Source organism: Pandoraea sp. XJJ-1, assembly GCF_026802345.1.
In the GTDB taxonomy this organism is placed as follows: domain Bacteria; phylum Pseudomonadota; class Gammaproteobacteria; order Burkholderiales; family Burkholderiaceae; genus Pandoraea; species Pandoraea cepalis.
This window is the reverse complement of record NZ_CP113827.1, coordinates 2638784-2655910: the sequence shown is the minus strand read 5'-3', so window position 1 is coordinate 2655910 and position 17127 is coordinate 2638784. Positions and strand designations below refer to the sequence as shown.

The window sequence follows — 17127 nt, the reverse complement described above, 5'->3', positions numbered from 1 at the left end:
TTTACAGCGCGGTCTGTCAGCCACGGCCTACAGAGCGCCATCACGGCTGACAAAAGATCGCGTCGCGCGCTTATTTTCTTTCCGGTGTCCGTCTCCGATACTGAAGGCGTCGATTGCACAGGCCAGTCCGCCGGAGTCCGCCATGTATGCTTCCTTCCGCCCGCTCGATCCCGCCCCCGAGGCTTACGCACAGAGCATTCGCGTGCATCGGGCATTCAACGATATCGATGACGGTGTGCCCCGGTGCAGCACCTGCCTCCTGCGTCAGCTCTGCCTGCCGGAAGGCCTTTCCGATGCATCTGCTCGCGGCCTGGACGGCGTGACCCGGGTGCGTCGTACCATTCGCCGCGGTGAAGTGCTGTTTCGACCGGGCGACCCTCTCGAACATCTGTACGCCGTGCGTGCGGGCTCGTTCAAAACGGTCATCATGCATCCGGACGGCCGGGAACAAGTCACGGGGTACATGATGGGCGGGGAGCTGCTTGGGCTGGGCGCCATCGCCAGTGGCCGGCAGGTGTCGGAAGCGGTGGCGCTGGAGGATAGCCAGGTCTGCGCGATCAAGTTCGCGGATCTGGAAGCCGCTGCGGGACAAGTGCCCATGATCATGCGACAGATGCATCGGTTGATCGCGGCAGGCATTGTGCGAGAGCAGAACCAGTTATTGCGCCTGGGCACCGCGCGCGGCGAAGCCAGATTGGCCAGCTTCCTGCTGGACGTCTCGGCGCGGCTCGCCGCACGCGGGTACTCTCCCAGTTCGTTCCTGCTGCGCATGACGCGCGAGGAGATTGGCAGCTACCTCGGCCTGCAGTTGGAAACGGTCAGTCGAATGCTCTCGCGCATGCAGGCGCAGAATGCGCTGCGCGTCAGGCAACGCGAAATCACGCTGCTCGATACCAAGCGCCTTGGCGAGATGGCGGCCCTGTCGCATTAGCCGCGTCTTCCCCCCCCGTTTCCTTGGCACGCACGTATGCGAGCAATGCAGTTGTCGAAGCGGGACGGCACGCTCGCGCTCGTGGATATCCCGATTCCTGTCGCGGGGCCCACGCAGGTCTTGGTGCGCGTGAGCGTGTGCGGCGTGTGTCGCACCGACCTCCACGTCGTGGACGGTGACCTGCCGGACGTGCCCGACGCGATCATCCCTGGGCACGAGATTGTCGGGACGGTGGCGGCGCTGGGAGCAGAGGTTCGCGGACTGGAGATCGGGGATCGGGTCGGCGTGCCTTGGCTAGGCGCGACATGCGGCCAATGCCGGTTTTGCCAGAGTCATCGGGAAAACCTATGCGAGGCCGCACGTTTCACTGGATATACGCTTAACGGCGGTTATGCGGAATACGCGGTGGCCGAAGCCCGCTTCACCTTCAAGCTGCCAGCGCGCTATGACGACGCCACCGCCGCGCCGCTGTTGTGTGCCGGGTTGATCGGCTACCGGTCGCTGAGCATGGCGGGCGATGCACGACGGATCGGCCTGTACGGCTTCGGTGCCGCCGCCCATCTGATTGCCCAGATCGCCCAAGCCCAATCGCGGGAAGTCTATGCCTTCACACGCCCCGGCGACGAAGCGGCGATGGCTTTTGCGTTGGCCAACGGGGCTTGCTGGGCGGGCGCGAGCGACGCGCCGGCACCACGATGTCTGGATGCGGCGATCCTCTTTGCTCCGGTCGGCGATCTTGTCCCGCAAGCCCTTGCGGCTGTGGATCGGGGCGGCACCGTCGTGTGCGCTGGCATCCACATGAGTGATATCCCCGCGTTCCCCTACCGGCTGATTTGGGGTGAGCGGCAGGTCAGATCGGTCGCCAATCTGACGCGGGACGACGGGCTGGCGTTTCTGGCGCTCGCCGAACGAATCCCGTTGCACGTCACGACGAAAATCTACCCGCTCGAACAGGCGAACGTCGCCTTGAGCGATCTTCGTAGCGGCGCCTTTTCAGGTGCCGCGGTACTCCAGATTCGCGCGCCATAGCCGGATTCAGGCGTCGCGCGAGTGCGCCGGCGCCGACGTCTCCAGCGGAATCACGGTGGTGACAACCGTTCCGCCCTCGGATGGGCTGCGGACTTCCAGCGTGCCGCCCAGCAAGCGCGCCCGCTCGCGCATGCTGATGAAGCCGAGCGAATCGGATTTCGGGCGCGTTGGCGGCAGACCGCGACCGTTGTCGGAAATTCGAAGCCGGCATTCCCGGTCGCACGACAATTCGATCGTGACCGACGTCGCCCTGGCGTGTTTCGCGACGTTGTTGAGGGACTCCTGAACAATCCGGAACAGCGCCGTCGCGACCGGGGCGGGAATCGGGGGCAGACTGTGGGCCTCCGTAAAATCGACGGCCACGCCATACCGGCGTGCAAAGTCCCGGGTGTACCACTCGATTGCGGGACCGAGCCCCAAATCATCGAGCATCGGGGGGCGCAGGTCGGCGGCCATTTGGCGCACTGCGGCGACCATACCGTCGATGGATTGCTCGATTCTTTTGACATCGCCGCTGACGGGGGCCTGATCGCCCAGGGCGCGCTTGAGCAGCGCCGTGTCCATTTTCAAGGCAGTGAGCCGTTGGCCCAGGTCGTCGTGCAACTCCCGGGCGACCCGTAGCTTCTCTTCCTCCCGAACCGCTTCGAGACGGGCATTGAGCTTTTCGAGTTCAGTGCGAGACGTTTGCAGCGCGTTCGCAATTTGCCGTTGTTCGGTCACGTCACGCAACACCACCGTATAGAACTTGCCGGCCGCGTCGGCGCTTTGCGAAATCGACGCTTCCATCGGAAACTCCTCGCCGTCCGAGCGCAATCCCCAGAGCGGCCGGCCTCGCCCCATCAGGCGCTCCGACACGCCGGTCATGCCAAAACGCTCGATATGCTGATAATGCGCCTCCCGAAACCGCGCCGGGATGAACCGCGCGAGCGGCTCGCCGATCGCTTCCATGGCGCTGCATCGGAACACGCTCTCCGCCGTCGGATTGAAGATCTGAATCCGTTGCTGATCGTCGATGGTGATGATGGCCTCGCGCACGGATTGGATCACACTGAAAAGACGGCTTTCGGAGCGCCGCTTGTCCCCCGCGTCGCGTTCGCTGAGCCGTTGCGCGCGACGTCGCGCCAGCAAGGCGAGGGCCCAGGCGAACGTCGTCACCGCCGTCATGAACAGCCCCAGACCGAGGGCCCAATTGGCCACGCCGGCCCCGCGCAGCGAGGCAAATTCATTGGACGCGGTGAAGGTGAGAAACAGTGCGGGTTTTTCCCCGTACGGCAGACTCGCCTGCGTTTGGTAGTCAACGGGGGGGCGGGGCTCGCCGGGCGCCCGAGGGTAGAGGCTGTCGAAGATGGGGGTGGGTGGGTTCGTGCCGTCCCGGGTACTGACGGTCAACGCAATGTCATGGAGAAGCGGCCCGATGGCAACGTGTACGAGCGCGTCGATATCCGCAACGGCGTACGCGCATACCGACGGGCGGCTGGTGTCGGACAGGAAAATCCAATACGCGCGTCCCGTCGCCGGCGATGTCCTCGTAAAAAGGTTCCCTGTTGTTTTTGTACCAATTGGCAGTGCCATCGAACCGCTCGGACCGAACACCGTGTCATCGCCGATGGCGTAGGCGACGACGCGCTCGATGGTGTCGCCCGTGCGCTGACATCGGGCGAAGCTCACCAGACCGGGCAATCGCTCCGCCACCCGCATGTTTTGCGCATACGCTCCCCAGGCATTTTCGTCGGGGCGAGGCGCCATCGCCAGTCGGTCGAGCGCGCTATGCAAGGTGTCGCGATAAGCGGAGAGGGCGATCGCGAGCTTGTCCGTCGCGGCTGTTGTGCGCAAGTCGAATCGCGCGTCGACGTTGGCCTGCATCGTGGTGCGTACGGCGACCCAGTTCCATGCCGCAAGCGCGAGGCAGATCGAACACAGCAGGGCGAGGGTGATGCCATCGGTCTGCTGCGAAAGCGATTGTATTGCCCCGCGAAACGTCAACTTGGCCATGTACGTTGCCCCCTGTCGGTTCTCATGCCGAGGATTTCGTCTTTGTAGCACTGCTGGCGCAATTTTCCCATCCTAATCAATCCGTAAGGCATCGCGCCTGACAAGCGCAAAACCCCGGATCGCGGACGAAAAATCGGCGGCGGCGTCAAGTCAGGCCTTGATCCGCGTCAACGGAGGGGGGGCGGCGTCGAACTAGAGTACAAGGTGATCGCCCCCATTGGAGAGTCACCATGACCTACCGGACGCTGCTTGTACACGTCGATAACAGTCAGCAATCCCGCGCACGCGTCGAGCTTGCCGTGGACTTTGCCTGTCGGCTACCGGCCCACCTCACGGGCATCTACCTGCCGTTCCACATGCCACTGTTTTCCGACGTCACCGATATTGGGGGCATGGGGGTACCGCCACCGTCATCGCCGGAGAGCGACGCCAGGCGACTTGAGCAGGCGGAGCAGATGTTCATGGAGATCTGTCGCCGTCAGGCGGTCAGCCCCGAATGGCTGGCACCCCGGTTCGACACGATTCGCGAGATGCAAACCCATGCGCGCTATGCGGATCTGGTGATCGTCGGCCAGGAAGACCAAAGCAACCCCGAAACGATACCGGCCATGGGGTTCGTCGAGTCGGTCGTGCTCGCCGCTGGCCGGCCAGTCCTGATCCTGCCGTATGCGGGCAAGGTACCGCGTGCGTTCAATAACATTCTGCTCGCCTGGGACGGCGGGCGCGAATCGGCGCGCGCCGCCGCCGACGCCATGCCCTTCTTGCAGGCGGCGAAGACCGTCCATGTGATGCACGTCAGTCGAGGTGGCAAACCGGACGCCCTTGGGCCGATCCCGGGGCTCGATATCGCGATGTTCTTTGCCCGTCATGGCGTCAATGTGCGAGTGACACCCGAGCGCGGCGCCAACGACATCGCTGTGGGCGAGGATTTGCTCTCGCGCGCAGCCGACATGAATATTGACCTGATTGTGATGGGCGGCTACGGCCATTCGCGAATGCAGGAATGGGTGCTCGGGGGGGTGACTCGCACGCTGCTCGAAACCATGACGGTGCCGGTGCTGATGTCGCACTGACGCCATGCGAAATGGAGATTGCATATGAAAGCGCTGGTATTTCACGGTCCACGGCAAATCGCGCTGGAGGACAGACCCATACCCGAGTTGATCGCGCCGACCGATGCCATCGTCCGCGTTTCCAAGACGACGATATGCGGTACCGATCTGCATATTCTCAAGGGGGACGTGCCGACGGTGGAGCCCGGGAGAATCCTGGGGCATGAAGGCGTGGGCGAGGTCGTCAAGACAGGCGCAGCGGTGAGCGCGTTCAAGCCGGGCGATCGGGTGCTGATTTCCTGCATCTCCTCATGCGGGAAGTGCGAGGCTTGCCGCCGTGGCATGTATTCGCATTGCGCCGCCGGAGGCTGGATTCTCGGCAATCGGATCGACGGCACACAAGCCGAATATGTCCGCACGCCACATGCCGACACCAGTCTTTACCATGCGCCTGTCGGCATCGATGACGAAGCGCTGGTCATGCTCAGCGATATTCTGCCGACCGGATTCGAGTGCGGCGTGCTCAACGGCAAAGTCAAACCGGGCGACAGTGTGGCGATTGTCGGCGCAGGTCCGATCGGCCTTGCGGCGCTGTTGACCGCGCAGTTCTTCACGCCCGCCCAACTGATCGTCGTCGATCCGGATGCCTCGCGGCTGGAAGTGGCAACGCGACTCGGCGCCACGACGGTGCTGTCGCCCGGGCAAGCCGCCGAGGAGACCATCCGCAACCTGACCGGCGGGCGCGGCGTCGATACGGCCATCGAAGCCGTCGGCGTGCCGGCGACGTTCGAGCTATGCCAGGCGATCGTCGCCGCCGGGGGCGTCATCGCGAATGTCGGGGTGCACGGCAGCAAGGTCGATTTACACCTCGAATCGCTGTGGGACAGGAACATCAGCATCACGACCCGGTTGGTCGACACGGCGGCGACGCCGATGTTGCTCAAGACCGTGCAATCGGGACGCCTTTCTCCCGGCGTGCTGATCACCCACCACTTCTCGCTTGCCGAAATTCTCGACGCGTACCGGACGTTCGGCGACGCCGCGAAGACGCATGCGCTAAAGGTCATCATCTCGCCGTGAGGTGCGCGGCGCACGGCAGCGCGGATGTCTCGTCCGCCTGCCGCCGTCGATCATGGCGCGTTCGGAAGTGTATCGAGCAGGTCGCGCAACGCCTCGGCCAGCGCCGGCGTCACATCGATGGCGTTAGAGGCGTGCGCCACCGTGTTGGCCGTCACGACCCGGCTGGCACCAGCGGCGACGAGATCGTCGACGCTGATGCCGTCGAACAGTCCATGCACGGCAATGCAGATCGGGTTGCCAAAGCCGGCGCGAACCAGCGCCTTGACGGTGGCCACCATCGTTTGCCCGCTCGCCAGAATGTCGTCGACGATGACTGCCGTGCGTTTCGACAACGTCGCTGGCACCTGCAACCGGACACTGACCTTGGCGTCGGCCTCTCGGGTCTTGTGTGCGACGACCGATGGCGCGCCGATGCGCTCGCCGATCTGTGCCACCCACGCTTCGCTTTCGTCGTCCGGCCCCACGATAAGCGGATTCGTCACGTTCGCCGAGATCCACTCGGCCGTGGCGGCGACGGCATGGGGAGAGCGCAGCGGAACGGCATAGGCCGCCGAGAGCGACGGCAGCCGGTGCAGGTGCGGCTCAATCGTCACCAGGCCATCGATGTGGGCGCTGAGCAGCCGGCCGAAGCTGTAGGCGGACACGGATTCGCCCGGATGGAACCGGGCGTCCTGACGCAGATAGCACAAGTACGGCGCCACGAGGACGACGCTCCGCGCGCCGAGGTCTCGCGCAGTGTCCGCCGCGAAAATCAGGGGCAATATCTTGGCGTCGGGGCGGTGGAGCGCGCAGACGATGACGACCGCCTTCCCGCTCAGAGGCCCTTCGAGCGCCACCCGTTGTTCGCCATCCGGAAAGCGATGGATATCCAGGCGCTGCACCGGACAAGCAACGGCGTGAGCGAGCGATCGTGCCACGGACTCATCTCCGGGCATGGAATAGACCACGACATCCTTCATGATTCCCCCACAGCGACGATGGCTGGAAAGCGGCACGCGTACTCGTACGCGTAGTCGAGTTCTCCCTCGCTTTCCGCATAGATAGTGAACAAGGGCTGTCTCGAAACCACGTGGGTTCCGATGGGGGCTTCGAAGACCACCCCCGCCCTCGGCGCGGCCGGTGCGCCCGCCAGCTTTGCCACCCGCGCCAGATGGCGATTGTCGATGGCGGTGACCACGCCGCTGTGGCGGGCCGTTACGGGTTTGCTATGCCGCCCGACCAATGGCTCGCGCATGCCGCCCTGGGCCTCGCAGATTCTCTGGAATTGCCGCCATGCGAGCCCACTGGACAGAATGCGGTGTGCACATGCCTGGCCTTCGCCCGGCAGGGCCTTGCCGCCCATTTCCAGGAGTCGGCCGGCGATATCCACGCTCTTGTCCGCGAGATCGGCCGGGGCGTTGCTGCGATTTTGCAGCACGGACAGCACGTCGCGCGCCTCCAGACTGGGGCCGATACCGCGGCCGACCGGTTGGTCGCCGGCGCACACATAGGTCGAAACATCGAGTCCGAGCGCCCGGCCGATTGTGCGCAGCCGTTCGGAAAACAGGGTGCTGGCGTACTGAGAGCGAATCTTGGCGGTCAGGCCGACCGGCACGTCGATCAGCACGTGCGTGGCGCCGACGGCCAGCTTCTTCGACAGGATGGACGCCATCATCTGCGCTTCGCTGTCCAGATCGAGCGGGCGCTCCACCTGAATCAGAATGTCGTCGGCCGGGCTGAGGCCCGCCGCGCCGCCAAAGACGATGCAGCCCCCGACGGCGTCCACGACCCGGCGCATCTCGTCGGCACGCAGATCGACCGGGGCCAGCGTTTCCATGGTGTCGGCGGTCCCCGCGGGCGACGTGATCGCGCGAGACGACGTCTTCGGCATGATGAGTCCTTGCGATGACACGATTGCGACCACGATCGGTGTGGTGCGATTGCCCGGCAGGCCTCCAATGCTGTGCTTGTCGACGATGCAGTCCGCCTGCCAATGGAGGGTCTCGCCCGTAGCCACCATCGCGCGCGTGAGGGAAATGATCTCGTCGTCCGAGAGCCGATTCCCCGTGCATGCGGTCAGAAATGCCGAGATATGGATGGAGGAATAGCGGCCGGCGGCAATATCGCCGATCACCTCATCGAGTTCTGCGGGCGTAAACGCTTCGCCGAACATCCGGCCTCGCACGTGGCGAAAGGACTCGATCGGCGGCATGTGACGCACGCGCACCCATTCGCCCTCGGACACGTCGAGCGCGGCCAGGGCGGCTTCGCTCAAACCGATCTCGTCGAGTTCCACCCAATCGCCCGTCACGGTCTGTAGCGTTGCGACGACGCTTGCCGCCCCGTATTCAAGCTGCAGACGCGTCTGCGCCGCGAAACCTTCCGAGCGGCAGATCAGGCTATCGCGCCGAAGGTAGGCAACGGCCTCGCGCAATGTGTCGATTTGGACGCTGCGGGCGCGCAGCCGGCGTCCGGTGAACGGAAGGTCGGCGTGGGTATCGGCTTCTCCCGGCGACGAGCCTCGCAGGTCGGGACGACCGACGGCCTCTGCTTCCGGTGACTTCTCGATGTCGTCTGACACAGTGCGTATTCCTTGCAGAGCGCTACGGACGAGCGTCCCGTCAGCGCGGATTCAGGGCGGATATCAGCGGTGCCTTAGCTTCCCAGCGTAGTGCCGGCAGGCGCGGTAGGCGGCGGGTGTCCGGTGAGACGTTGACGTGCATCAAACGGTGCCTCTCCCCGTGTTTCTTGTGAACAACGCATCGGCCGACGTTGAGATATGTCAAGGCCTGGGCCGCGGCAACGGACTATCGTGGAGACATCGCCGGTTCCAACACAACCGACGCAAGCGACACCCGATCTTGCCGGTCCTCCGGCACTTGCGTTCGGATACGGCCCCGTTCCGAACGCAGGCAAGTTGGGTTTCTGCCCGCTTCGGCGGGCGATTTTTTTCGCGCGTTGCGGTCACGTGGTGTGACCCGCAATCCATTCGGGAGACGCGACGATGTCCAAGGCCCTGACTCCCCCCTTGAGTCTGTGCAAGGCGCAAGTGTTCGCGGCGCTCGATGCTCACAGGAACTGGGTTGAGAACGTGCAGTGTCTGCGGCAGATGCAGCTAAAGGCCGACGAAGGTCTGATCGAGGCCGACAAGGCGTTCGCCAGTGCACTGGAAAGTGCGTCGGATTTCAGCGCGCTCTTCAATAGCCAGCTTGCCTTCATAAATCAGCAGTTGGCAATGCAGAACCTGATCTGGCAAGGGCTGGTGAAAATGAGTGCCCGCGGGCCCACGGTCTGGGCCGAGCAGTACTCAGCGGCGCAGAAGGCATGGCAACAGGTGTTCTCCGAGACGGCAGGCGAGGCGATGGATACGCAAAGCCCCGCCAATTGGTGGACGGCGTGGGGCGAACTGACCCAAACGGCGATGAGCGCGTTCGGCTCACTCTCGGATCCGGTCGATCAGGGCGCGCCGAGGGCAAGGCCGGCGGCGTCGGCGCAAAACGCCGCGCGCGGCTGATCGGCGGCGGGGCGTCGTCGTTGATCGCGTGAGTCCCCCTCGCGTCCTGACGCTACGCTCGCTCGTCACCGTGGAAGCTCATCCATATGCCCGGCGCACCCGTCACCGAAGCCATCGTCGCCACCGGACTGACCAAAGGGTTCGGGGAAGGGCCGGCCCGCACGACGGCCGTCAATGCCGTCGACTTGGTCGCCCATTTTGGCGAGATGCTCTTCATCGTCGGACCGTCGGGAAGCGGGAAAACCACGCTCCTTAGCCTGCTCTCCGGCATCCTGCGTCCCGACGCCGGCAAGGTGTGGGTGGGCGGCAGCGATATCTGGACGTTGTCGAAAGACGATCTGGCGGATTTTCGGCTGAACACGATCGGATTCGTGTTCCAGGACTATCACCTGTTCCCGAGGCTGACGAGCGCGGAAAATGTGGCGATACCGCTCATTCTCAAGCACAGGAACTGGAACGATGCGCTCGAGGCGGCCCGCCAGAGTCTGGCGATCGTCGGACTGAAGGACCGTACCGAGGTGGTGCCCGTCAAGCTCTCGGGCGGCGAGCAGCAACGCGTGGCGATTGCCAGGGCGATCATCGGCGCCCCTCAGATACTGGTGCTCGACGAGCCGACGGCGTCGCTGGACGGCGATACGGGCCGGATGATCATCGCTTTCGTCAAGCAGAAGATCCTGGACCGGAACCGATGCATCGTCATCGTGACGCACGACGCCCGCATCAACGAATACGCGGACCGGATCATTCATATGGAGGACGGACGCATCGTCTCGGCGACTGGGGGGCTTTCGTGAAAAACCCATGGCTCTTCATTGTCTCCGGCGCGGGCATTCTTGCCGCCGTGCTGGGCGCTTACGTTTTCTCGATCGAGCGTAAGCCGGAAGCGCCCGTCTTCACGCCGGTGAGCAATCCGTATCCGGCCGCGATCTACGCGACCGGTATCGTGGAAAGCGAGCAGGGCGGGGGCGCCAATATCAACCTGTACCCGGAGGTCTCGGGCGTCATCACTCAGGTGCTTGTGCATGAAGGCGACAAGGTGCGCGCTGGCGCGACGTTGCTGCGTATCGACGATGCGGTTCAACGGGCCACGACCGAACAGCTGCACGCCCAGATGCTCGCAGCCGGTGTCGTGCTCGACCAACTGAAGGCTGAGCCAAGGAAGGAAACCCTGGCCGTCGCCAAGGCGCAGGTCGACCAGGCGCGCGCGAATCTGACGGCCGCGCAGGACCAGTACGACAAGCGGCGAGCCTCTTATGAGATGGACAACCGCTCGATCAGCAAAGACGTGCTCGATACGGCCCGCGACGCGGTCGGTCAGGCCAGCGCGGCACTGGAAGTCGCACAAAGCCAATATGCGCTGATTCGCGCAGGCGCGTGGCGCTATGACGTGGACAATCAGGCGCACCAATATGACGCGCTGTCCCAAGCCTATAGCGCGGCCAACGCCCTATTGCAGAAATATGCGATCACGGCCAAATCGGACGGCGTGGTGTTGGCACTGAACGCCACCGTGGGCAGCTATGTCTCCTCGCAGGGTGTCTACGATACGTACACGGCCGGGTTCGATCCCCTGATTGTCATGGGCGGGCCCCAAGACTATCTGGCGGTACGTTGTTACATCGATGAAATCCTGGTGTCGCGGCTCCCGGCGGCCGATCACATCCGCGCGCAGCTCTCCGTGCGAGGCACCGATCTGAAGGTACCGCTGGAGTTCGTTCGCGTACAGCCGCTCGTATCGCCGAAAATCGAGTTGGCCAACCAGCGCCGGGAAAAGGTCGATCTGCGTGTCCTGCCCGTCATTTTCCGGTTCAAGACGGCAGACTTGCCGAGGATTTATCCGGGACTGCTCGTCGACGTCTTCATTGGGCAGCAATGATGGGTGCCTCCGATATCCGGGGAGGGTGAGCATGCAATCCACCGGCATCATGCGTATCGGCTTCCGGTTGCTCGTGAACGACAAGGCCAAGTTCTCGGCCCTGTTGGTGGGCATCGTGTTCGCAGTCTTCCTGATGACGCAGATGACGGCGATGTTCGCGGGCATCCTGAACCGTGCCTACTCGACCGTCACGAATGTCGGCGCCGAGATGTGGGTCATCGATCCCGCGGTCAATACACCGAACTCCGCCTTTCCGCTGCCCAATTTCCTGCTGGACGCGGTACTGAGCATGGACGGTGTCAAATATGCCGCGCCGTTGTACATCGGTGGCGCGCAGGTCAGGCTGGCCAGCGGCGTCTACCAGTCGGTGAGCGTGGTCGGCCTCGACGATGCGAGTCTGTTTGGCCGCCCGCATATGGAAAAGGGGGACATTCTGGACATCTATGCCGACAACGCGTTCGTGGTCGTCGACGATCCGGAAATCGCCAAGCTGGAACATCCGGCGATCGGCACCACGTTCGAAATCAATGACTTTCGCGGCGTGGTCGTGGGCCTGGCGAACGTCTCCGCGAACGGTTTGAACGGCGTGCCAACGCTCTATACGACGTACAGCCGGGCCGTCGAATACATCCCGGGTACGCGCTTCACCATCTCCTACATTCTCGTGCAGCCCAAGTCGCCGGCGGCGATCCCGGCCATCAAGCGGCAGGTGGCCAAGCTGGGCTACATCGCGCTCACCAAGGACGAGTTCAATCAGCGCGTTGCGAACTTCTACACGTACCGGACCGGCATCGGTACCAATATTCTGCTCATGACCATCATCAGTTTCATCGTGGGGGTCTCCATTTCGGGCCAGACGTTCTATTCGTTCGTGCTCGAAAACCTGGACAAATTCGGCGCGCTGAAAGCGATCGGCGCAAAAGGCAGCGAACTGGTGAAGATGATTCTGTTCATGGCCGCATTTACCGCATTGACGGGATATGGCATCGGCGTGGGCCTGGTCACGCTGGTGATTGCCCTTGCCAAGCGCACGTTGCCAAACTACGCCGCCATCACCACGTTCTGGAATCTCGCGTTCTCCTTTACGATGGTGCTGCTGATCGCGGCGATTTCCAGCTATATCGGCATTCGCAAAGTGTTGCGGATCGAGCCGTTCGACATTTTCCGCGGATAAGCCCGCGGCGCCTCGCGGGCGGCGCTGTCGCCCATTGACGTTCGTCAATGCGCAATCGCGCCCATTGCACCAGACTTCAGGCAATACGATCAATACGCTTGAAACGCTCGATAAACTCAATAAGCTCGCTCACCAAGCGCCTGCCGGGCCGATTTCACGTCGCGCTACCCGTGTCGTCGTGCCCTAGACCAAAGGAGGTTTTCGTGCCCCGATCCAAGGACAACTTACGCCAGGCGTGGACCGTCGACGATCAGGCGTTCGCCAGAACCGCGACGGCCGCCGAGCGGCTGAGATTCTGCCTGCAATACGCCGTCCTCGCGCCCTCCACGCATAACACGCAGCCGTGGCGCTTTGTGATCAGCGACGACACGGTCCTGTTGTGTGCCGACCGCACCCGGGCGTTGCCGGTCAGCGACACGTATGACCGCGAGCTGGCGATCAGTTGCGGGGCGGCCTTGTTCAATCTGCGCGTCGCCCTCAGCCACTTCCGTTGCCCGTATGTGATCCGGATCATGCCATCGAGCGCCGAGCCCGACGTGCTCGCGAGTGTGCAAATCTCGGACGAGGGGTTCGTGGACGGACAGATTGCAGCGCTGTTCGCGGCCATCCCCAATCGGGTGACCAATCGTCAGGCCTTCGACCCGGCGCCGCTGCCGCAAGCGACGATCGCGTCGCTACAGGCGGCGGCCGAGGCGGAAGGCGCCCAACTCGCCCCGACAGCGAACGACGCGGAGCGCTTGCGACTGGCCGACCTGATCGATCAGGCGGATCGAATCCAACTGGGAGATCCGCGCTTTCGCCGCGAACTGGCATTGTGGATCAATGCCGCGCGGCGCGATGACGGCATGGCAAGCTACTCGGCAAGCGCGGCAAGCCTGCTCGACTTCGCGTCTCCGATCCTGGCCACCGTCGTGCGTACATTTGACGTCGGCGGCGGACTGGCGGCAAGCCACCGCCGTCTTGTGGAGGGTTCGCCCTTGCTCGTCTGCCTGGCAACGCGCTCGGACGACCCTGAAAACTGGCTGTTGGCCGGGCAGGCCATGCAGCGGGTGTTACTGACGCTCACGTCCCAGGGGTTTGATGCCTCGTTCCTCAACCAGCCGATCGAAGTCGAGACATTGCGCTCGGCCATCGGTGCCATGACAGGCAGCGGGGACTATCCGCAGATCCTGCTGCGCGTGGGCCGAGGCCCCTCGCAGGCCCACGCGCCAAGGCGCGCCCTGGAATCGGTGGTTTCGTAAGTGTGACGTTGCCCGAAATCACGAGTCCGCGCCAAGGGCAGGCGCGCGAGGCGTCTTGAGTCGCGAGGGCGGGAATGGGGCTGGAAACACAGGGTGAGCGGTCGTCGATGTGGCTACAGGGGCTGCGCAAACGGCTGAACGAGCATCCGCTCAGGCGCGTGGGCCCCGGGCTGATCACGGGCGTCGCGGACGACGATCCGAGCGGTGTCGTCACCTACACCCAGGCGGGCGCGCAGTATGGGCTCAACATGCTGTGGACCATGCCGCTCGCATTCCCCTTGATGGCGGCCATGCAGTTGATCTGCGCGCGCATCGGTCGCGTCACGGGCAAAGGGCTTGCCGCCAATATCGAGACGGCATTTCCGCCGATTGTCCTGCGCGGCGTGATCGTCCTGCTCCTCTTTGCCAATACGCTCAATATTGCGGCCGATCTGGCCGCGATGGGCGAGGTGGCGGAACTGACCAGCGGCATCGATCGACATTGGATGACCATCGGCTTCGCGCTCGGCTCGCTGCTCCTGCAGGTCTTCGTGCCTTACCACCGCTACGTTGTCTTCCTGAAATGGCTGACCGTGTCGTTGCTCGCCTACGCCGCCGTCCTGTTGACGGTGCATGTACCGTGGCGACAGGTGGCCATGCGTACGCTATGGCCCGATCTCACCATCGATTCGGCCAGCGCGGCCGTCATTGTGGGGGTGTTCGGCACGACTATCAGCCCCTATCTCTTCTTCTGGCAGACCTCGGAGGAGGTGGAGGAGATGGAACGGGACCCCACGGCGTTGCCGCTGAAGGACGATAACGTGGCCGCCGTTGCTGCCAGCGGCGAGCTTCGGCGAATCGGATGGGACACCTGGACCGGGATGTTCTACTCGGACATCACCGCCTTTTTCGTGATGCTGGCGACTGCCGTCACGCTCCACGCCAGCGGCATCCGGAGCATCGATACCGCGGCGCAGGCGGCTAGCGCGTTGCGGCCGCTGGCCGGCGACCTGGCGTATGCGCTCTTCAGCGTTGGTATCGTGAGCGTGGGTCTGATCGGGGTGCCGGTGCTGGCGGGGTCCGGCGCCTATGCGATGGCCGAGGCCATGCACTGGAAGGAGGGGCTCGAGCGCAAGCCCAGCGCCGCGCACGGCTTCTACGGCATTATCGCGCTCAGCATGCTCGCTGCCACCGCGATCCAGTATTCGCCGATCAGCCCAATGAAGGCATTGTTCTGGAGTGCCGTCATCAATGGCGTCGTGGCGGTGCCGCTGATGGTTGTCGTACTACTACTCGCGTCGAGGAAATCGGTGATGGGTCAATTCACGGCGCGTTGGCCCATTCTCGTCTTGGGCTGGATGGCTACCGGAGTGATGGGCGCGGCGGCTGTGGCGATGCTGCTGATGTAGTCGGTGGGAGATCACCGCAGCCGACAGCGCTGGCGCGCCGACGACTGCAGTGCGGGATCACGTCAGTGGGACAGCAGCACCGGCGTGGACATGTGCTTGAGCACCGTGCGTGTTGCGCCACCGAACACGAGTTCACGCGTCGGGCCGTGTCCGTAGGCGCCCATGACCAGCAAGTCCGCTTCGTACTCCTCGGTAACGGCCAACAACTGAACACCATCGCTGGCTTCGGTGTCCTGTCGGATCGACACCGGCTTCGCGCGCAATCCGTGTTTCTCCAGCAGGTGCACGATCTCCGTCAGTGACGGGTCGTCGCCCGCCGGGGAGCGGTTGATGCCGACGACGAAGATGTCCTGTGCGCGCCCGAGCAGTTGCCAGGCGTCGCCGATCGCACGTCTGGCTTCACGCGAGCCGTTCCAGGCAATCACGATGCGCCGGATTTCCTGTGGCAGCGTCACGTTGTGCGGAAGTCCGAGCACCGGTACGCCTGCCGAGACGACGATGTCGCCGATGCCATCGACACCGAGGGCGGCGACCCCACCCGGTGAGTCGGGTTGCCCGACGATGCACAGGTCGGTGCCTTTGGCAAAGTTCGACAGGATGGTCGTCGGCGCGCCGAACGGCGCATGCCAGTCTCCGGCGATGTCGTGTTCGGCACAAACCTCCTGGAACAAATGCTCGGCCGCGTGCAACGCCGTCTGAGCGCGCCCCTCCGTCCGGTAGTGGTCACCGGACGATTCGCGTTGTCCTGAATGCACCGCGCCCGGGCGGTGGGGCACGTAGATTCCCGCGAGACTGGCGTCATGGTGGCGGGCAAGCAGCCCGCTGAAGCGCAGCCGTGCCGCGCTCGTCGCGGTGTCGTCTATGTGGACACAAATTCTCCGTAAGCTCATTTCCTTCCTCCTCGCATGGGTCACCCGCGCATTCGCCTGCGACAAGACGGATTGCCGCGCAGGCATGTTTTGTTATAACGCGGCCCGCCCGCTCGGCGGCGAGATTCCCGCCATCGGGTTGATGCGAATCAAGCTCGCGCGGCTTGCGTGCGGCGCGTGACGTCCTGCATGAAATTGATGTCGGTCAAGCGCTGCCGAGAGAGGCCGGCAATGCGCCCACTCAGGCGCTAAGGTGAAAGAACCCGGCGCGATACCCGCAACTGTCAGCGACGTTTGCGATGGCGCCATCCCTATTCTGTGGCACGGAGTACCCCATGAAGACTGATGCTCAACTGCAGCGCGACGTGATGGACGAACTCGCGCGCGACACTAACGTTCATGCCAGCGAGATTGGCGTCGAGGTGCGCGACGGCATTGTCACGCTCTCGGGCGAGGTCGCGAGTTTCTTTGAGAAGTGCGAAGCCGAGCGCGTCGCGGCGCGGGTCGCGGGGGCGCGCGCGATTGTGATCGGACTGGAAGTCGTGCCGATGTCGAAGGATCGTCATACCGATGCCGATATCGCAAGAGCCGCGCTTGCCGTGCTGAAGTGGCACGCCGGCCTGCCGGACGACGGCATGCACGTCAAGGTCGAGAACGGCTGGGTGTCCCTGGCCGGCGACGTCGAGACCTACACGCAGCGCGTGTTGGCCGAGAGTGCCGTTCGTACGTTGCGCGGCGTCAAGGGCGTCATCAACGACATCAAGGTGCTCAGTGGGCCCCATCGCACGGAAATTGTCGGGCATATCGCCGCCGCGCTGGCGCGTCAGGCGCAGCGCGAGGCGCGCCACCTCGACATTTCCATCCTGGGCAATGGCGAGGTGCTGCTGACCGGCACGGTCCATTCGCTGGCGGAAAAGGAAGCCATCCGGGGAGCGGCCATGACCACGCATGGCGTATGCGCCGTCGTGGATCGGCTAACGGTCGAGTAAGCGCGCCGGGTAA

15 protein-coding genes and 1 pseudogene are annotated in these 17127 nt (G+C 63.9%); 12 read left to right on the top strand and 4 right to left on the bottom strand.

Annotated elements, in window-relative coordinates:
* Window positions 1-142: 142 nt before the first annotated feature.
* The 3 genes and pseudogenes from OYT13_RS25280 to OYT13_RS12110 all read left to right on the top strand — a co-directional run.
* A pseudogene (locus OYT13_RS25280) lies at window positions 143-520 on the top strand (cyclic nucleotide-binding domain-containing protein); the annotation flags it as partial.
* Between the two features lie 78 nt (window positions 521-598).
* Entirely contained in the window at window positions 599-931 is a 333-nt protein-coding gene (locus OYT13_RS25275) for a helix-turn-helix domain-containing protein (RefSeq protein ID WP_442796488.1), read from the top strand.
* A gap of 36 nt (window positions 932-967) precedes the next feature.
* The gene (locus OYT13_RS12110; protein ID WP_039830436.1) at window positions 968-1960 is read left to right on the top strand and encodes a zinc-dependent alcohol dehydrogenase family protein; all 993 of its coding nucleotides are present in this window, start codon (window positions 968-970) and stop codon (window positions 1958-1960) included.
* 6 nt (window positions 1961-1966) lie between these two features.
* On the opposite strand, the gene OYT13_RS12105 is transcribed toward OYT13_RS12110, so the two are convergent.
* Window positions 1967-3952 (bottom strand): PAS domain-containing sensor histidine kinase, encoded by a 1986-nt coding sequence (locus OYT13_RS12105; RefSeq protein WP_268567820.1) that lies wholly within the window; start codon window positions 3950-3952, stop codon window positions 1967-1969.
* A 230-nt stretch (window positions 3953-4182) separates the two neighbouring features.
* Between OYT13_RS12105 and OYT13_RS12100 the strand changes: the two genes are divergently transcribed.
* The gene (locus tag OYT13_RS12100) at window positions 4183-5025 is read left to right on the top strand and encodes a universal stress protein (protein ID WP_268567819.1); all 843 of its coding nucleotides are present in this window, start codon (window positions 4183-4185) and stop codon (window positions 5023-5025) included.
* A 24-nt stretch (window positions 5026-5049) separates the two neighbouring features.
* On the top strand, window positions 5050-6084 hold the full coding sequence (locus OYT13_RS12095; RefSeq protein ID WP_268567818.1) for a zinc-dependent alcohol dehydrogenase family protein: 1035 nt from the start codon (window positions 5050-5052) through the stop codon (window positions 6082-6084).
* Between the two features lie 50 nt (window positions 6085-6134).
* Here OYT13_RS12095 and OYT13_RS12090 read toward each other — a convergent pair whose 3' ends face one another.
* Both OYT13_RS12090 and OYT13_RS12085 read right to left on the bottom strand, forming a co-directional pair.
* The gene (locus OYT13_RS12090; protein WP_268567817.1) at window positions 6135-7001 is read right to left on the bottom strand and encodes a ribose-phosphate diphosphokinase; all 867 of its coding nucleotides are present in this window, start codon (window positions 6999-7001) and stop codon (window positions 6135-6137) included.
* A 38-nt stretch (window positions 7002-7039) separates the two neighbouring features.
* The gene (locus tag OYT13_RS12085) at window positions 7040-8644 is read right to left on the bottom strand and encodes a thymidine phosphorylase family protein (RefSeq protein ID WP_268567816.1); all 1605 of its coding nucleotides are present in this window, start codon (window positions 8642-8644) and stop codon (window positions 7040-7042) included.
* A gap of 423 nt (window positions 8645-9067) precedes the next feature.
* On the opposite strand from OYT13_RS12085, the gene OYT13_RS12080 reads away from it, so the two are divergent.
* The 6 genes from OYT13_RS12080 (at window position 9068) to OYT13_RS12055 (ending at window position 15256) form a co-directional block, all read left to right on the top strand.
* Complete coding sequence (locus OYT13_RS12080) at window positions 9068-9577, top strand: hypothetical protein (RefSeq protein WP_268567815.1); 510 nt, start codon at window positions 9068-9070, stop codon at window positions 9575-9577.
* Between the two features lie 86 nt (window positions 9578-9663).
* Window positions 9664-10371, top strand: coding sequence for an ABC transporter ATP-binding protein (locus OYT13_RS12075; RefSeq protein WP_261938574.1), 708 nt, complete (start codon window positions 9664-9666; stop codon window positions 10369-10371).
* Window positions 10368-11453 carry an HlyD family secretion protein gene (locus tag OYT13_RS12070; RefSeq protein ID WP_017234442.1) on the top strand — a complete coding sequence of 362 codons (1086 nt, stop codon included), beginning with the start codon at window positions 10368-10370 and terminating at the stop codon, window positions 11451-11453. The genes OYT13_RS12075 and OYT13_RS12070 overlap by 4 nt, the downstream gene beginning before the upstream one ends.
* A 31-nt stretch (window positions 11454-11484) precedes the next feature.
* Window positions 11485-12627, top strand: a complete 1143-nt coding sequence (locus OYT13_RS12065; RefSeq protein WP_017234443.1) for an ABC transporter permease — start codon at window positions 11485-11487, stop codon at window positions 12625-12627.
* Window positions 12628-12830: 203 nt separating this feature from the next.
* Complete coding sequence (locus OYT13_RS12060; protein WP_268567814.1) at window positions 12831-13868, top strand: Acg family FMN-binding oxidoreductase; 1038 nt, start codon at window positions 12831-12833, stop codon at window positions 13866-13868.
* Between the two features lie 74 nt (window positions 13869-13942).
* Entirely contained in the window at window positions 13943-15256 is a 1314-nt protein-coding gene (locus OYT13_RS12055) for an NRAMP family divalent metal transporter (protein WP_410007541.1), read from the top strand.
* Between the two features lie 62 nt (window positions 15257-15318).
* On the opposite strand, the gene OYT13_RS12050 is transcribed toward OYT13_RS12055, so the two are convergent.
* Window positions 15319-16146 carry a universal stress protein gene (locus OYT13_RS12050; protein ID WP_157211495.1) on the bottom strand — a complete coding sequence of 276 codons (828 nt, stop codon included), beginning with the start codon at window positions 16144-16146 and terminating at the stop codon, window positions 15319-15321.
* Window positions 16147-16460: 314 nt separating this feature from the next.
* On the opposite strand from OYT13_RS12050, the gene OYT13_RS12045 reads away from it, so the two are divergent.
* Window positions 16461-17114: a BON domain-containing protein gene (locus tag OYT13_RS12045; protein ID WP_017234448.1), complete on the top strand. Its 654-nt coding sequence runs from the start codon at window positions 16461-16463 to the stop codon at window positions 17112-17114.
* The last annotated feature ends 13 nt before the right edge of the window (window positions 17115-17127 follow it).